Source organism: Streptomyces sparsus (assembly GCF_054776295.1).
Genome location: NZ_BAAHCA010000600.1, coordinates 1 through 3,062, shown reverse-complemented (window position 1 = coordinate 3,062; position 3,062 = coordinate 1). Strand labels below are relative to the sequence as shown.

Below are 3,062 nucleotides of genomic sequence, written 5' to 3'. Positions count from 1 at the left end.
CGGGCGCCGTCTCACTCGCGCCGACCGCGGCCGTCGGTACCGTCTGGGGGGCGCCCAGCGCCGACAGCACGGCCGCCGACGGCGGCACCAGCGCGATGCCCACCAGCAGCCCCTCGGCGGGTATCAGCCCGCCCTCGTGCCGGTGGCAGGTGGGGCACTCGCGGGTGTGCCGTGCCAGGCGCTTGCGCCACAGCGCGGACGGCGACCCGTCCCAGGCCGCCAGTTCCCGCTGCAGGTCCGGGCAGCGCGGCACGGCCGTCAGCGCCCGCACCACCGCACGGGACGTCTCCAGCCGTGCCTTCATACGCTGGACGCGCACCGCGGTGTGCTGCGGGGAGAGCTCGACGGCGCGGGCGACCTCCTCACGGGTCAGCTCACCGGCCGCCTCAAGCCACCACAGCGACAGCAGCGCACGGTCCTCCGACTCCAGCCAGCGGGTGGCCTCCGCGACCTCCCGCCGCTGGCCGCTCAACCCGAGGCGCACGATGGTGAGGTCCACGAAGTCGGCGCCCGGGTCCGCCACGTCGTGCGCGTCATGCAGGCCCGCCTGAGGCTGCGCCCCCTGCGTCTGCCAGTGCCGGCGTATCTGGTTCATCGTGATGGCGACGAGCCATGAGCGGAAGCTGTCCGGGGCGCGGAGCGAGCCCAGCCCGCCGAGCGCGCGCAGCATCGTCTCCTGCACCACGTCGTCGACGTCGGCGTGCCCGTGCAGGGCTCTGCCGACGACGTTGTAGACCAGCGGCAGGTACGCGGCGACCAACTCGTCCCGCGCCCGCTGATCCCCCGCCTGCGCCGCCGCGATCGTCGAGGCCTCACGTTCCCTGTTCACGCCAGTCCACTTCCTTCTCCGGTTCACCGCTCACTGCTCCGACACCAGGGAGACCACCGAGCCCGGGCCGGGATAACGGAAATCCTGGACCCAGCCGGCGCCCCCGGCAACGAAAGATGCACCGAACGTCGTGTGGCGGTTGTCTCCTTCCGGGACGGGAGTGCCATCTCGCGGGCGTCGACGCGACGGGCCGGCCGCGCCGGACCGGCCGTTCGGGCGGCCCCTCAAGCAGGGCAGCCCCCTCGCGGTACCTGCGTGAGGAGCTGCTGACCTGCTCTTATTGTCAGCCGGGTACTGGGTCGGTACCGTGGAGTCATGCCAGCGCTCAATGTGGAATTCAGCAACGACGAGCTCGAGGAGCTCCGGGCGATCGCCCAGGAGCGGGGCGTCACCCTGAAGGCCCTCGTCCGGGAGGCGACGACCGTCGACATCGCGCGCCACCGAGCGCTGAAGGAGGGCGCGGAGGTCTTCCGCCGCTTCTTCCGGGAGCACGCCGAGGAGTTCGCCCGGGCGTTCCCCGACGACGAGCCGCATACCCGCGCCGTCGCCTGATGGCTCCTGACCTCTTCATCGACGTTCCGTGGCTGCTCCAGCGGCACGAGGAGGTCCTGCCCGAGCAGCCGGCCGTCTCCGACTTCTCCGCGCTGGTCGCGGCCGTCGCCCGCCACCGCGTCGACCCGCCGAGGTTGGGCACCGACTCGGATCCGGCCTGGCGGGCCGCCGCTCTGCTGCACACCCTCGCCCTGCTGAAGCCGCTGCCGGCCGGCAACATCCGCTTCGCCTGCGCCGCCGCGGTGGCCTACATGCACCTCAGCGGCGAAGGCATCGACCCGCCCTACGGCGCGCTGGTGGATCTCGCCCGGGAGGTACTGGGCGGGGAGGCGGGCATCTACGAGGCCGCGGACCGCATCAGGTCCTGGCGCGTCTGAACGGGCCGGACGGCTGCTCCGACTCCGCCGGTCCCATTCCGTCGGCTCCCCCGCCGGTTCCGCGCGGCCAGTGGCGCCGGTGTGCGGAGGGCCTGCCCGGGCTGGGCCCGGCTCGACGGTCGAGGTGCCCGAGCGGGCGCCTCGACCGGTTCGGCGGCCGGCGGGGAGACTGGCGAACTTACCGATGTGCGGTCGGTGGCGTGGCCCGACTGTGGAGGCCATCAGCCAACACGGCGGTCTCCACCCGGTGCGTCCCCACGGTTTCAGGTCAACTCCCGTGCCCGGCGTGGTGCCGTCAGGACCGAGAGGACCCCCCAACGTGCAGCAGCACCTTCTCTCCGGCGATCCCGCCGCCCCGTCCCACCACCGGGCGACGAAGCACCACTTCCGCACCCGCCGGTTCGGACTGGCCGCCGCCGCGGCGGCCGTCGGCCTCTTCGCCGGGCTGCTTCCCAGCGCTCACGCAGCCGACAACCCGTACGAGCGGGGCCCGGCGCCGACCGTCTCCAGCATCGAAGCGCCCCGCGGCCCGTACTCCGTCTCGGACACCTCCGTCTCCTCGTGGCAGGTGAGCGGCTTCGGCGGCGGCACCATCTACTACCCGACGTCCACCGCGGACGGCACCTTCGGCGCGGTGGCCGTCGCCCCCGGCTACACCGCCTCCCAGTCGACCATGGCCTGGCTCGGCCCCCGACTGGCCTCACAGGGCTTCGTCATCTTCACCATCGACACCAACAGCACGCTCGACCAGCCGTCCAGCCGTGGACGCCAGCTCCTCGCCGCGCTGGACTACCTGACGGAAAGCAGCTCGGTCCGCGGCCGGATCGACTCCAACCGGCTTGGCGTGATGGGGCACTCCATGGGCGGCGGCGGCTCACTGGAGGCGGCCAAGAGCCGCACCTCGCTGAAGGCGGCCATCCCGCTGACCCCCTGGAACACCGACAAGACCTGGCCGGAGCTGCGCACCCCGACCCTGATCGTCGGAGCGGAGCGGGACTCGATCGCCTCCGTCTCCTCGCACGCCGAGCCGTTCTACCGGTCGCTGCCGTCCTCGCTGGACCGGGCCTACCTGGAGCTCAACAACGCCAGCCACTTCGCGCCGAACAGCTCGAACACGACCATCGCGAAGTACAGCATCTCCTGGCTGAAGCGCTTCATCGACAACGACACCCGCTACGAGCAGTTCCTCTGCCCGCTGCCGCGGCCCAGCTCGACGATCGAGGAGTACCGGGGCAACTGCCCCCACAACTCCTGACCCCACCCGCTCCACCACCGGGCCCGGGGCGACGGCGGATTCCTCCGCC

4 protein-coding genes are annotated in these 3,062 nt (G+C 72.4%); 3 read left to right on the top strand and 1 reads right to left on the bottom strand.

The window, feature by feature from the left end; genetic code table 11:
- Positions 1-829, bottom strand: an 829-nt coding sequence (locus ACYVE9_RS20860) for an RNA polymerase sigma factor (RefSeq protein WP_461029417.1), incomplete at its 3' end; no start/stop codon positions are given.
- A gap of 315 nt (positions 830-1,144) precedes the next feature.
- Here ACYVE9_RS20860 and ACYVE9_RS20855 point away from each other — a divergent pair.
- The 3 genes from ACYVE9_RS20855 to bdeA all read left to right on the top strand — a co-directional run bounded on the left by ACYVE9_RS20855 (position 1,145) and on the right by bdeA (position 3,013).
- Complete coding sequence (locus ACYVE9_RS20855; protein WP_461029416.1) at positions 1,145-1,381, top strand: hypothetical protein; 237 nt, start codon at positions 1,145-1,147, stop codon at positions 1,379-1,381.
- On the top strand, positions 1,381-1,758 hold the full coding sequence (locus ACYVE9_RS20850) for a toxin Doc (RefSeq protein ID WP_461029415.1): 378 nt from the start codon (positions 1,381-1,383) through the stop codon (positions 1,756-1,758). Before ACYVE9_RS20855 ends, ACYVE9_RS20850 begins: the two co-directional genes overlap by 1 nt.
- Positions 1,759-2,077: 319 nt before the next feature.
- Positions 2,078-3,013 (top strand): bis(hydroxyethyl) terephthalate hydrolase, encoded by a 936-nt coding sequence (gene bdeA / locus ACYVE9_RS20845; protein ID WP_461029414.1) that lies wholly within the window; start codon positions 2,078-2,080, stop codon positions 3,011-3,013.
- The last annotated feature ends 49 nt before the right edge of the window (positions 3,014-3,062 follow it).

What these genes read in the sequence shown, in the direction of transcription:
- ACYVE9_RS20855 (WP_461029416.1), top strand. Translation starts at nt 1,145, where the DNA reads ATGCCAGCGCTCAATGTGGAATTCAGCAACGACGAGCTCGAGGAGCTC.
- ACYVE9_RS20850 (WP_461029415.1), top strand. Translation starts at nt 1,381, where the DNA reads ATGGCTCCTGACCTCTTCATCGACGTTCCGTGGCTGCTCCAGCGGCAC.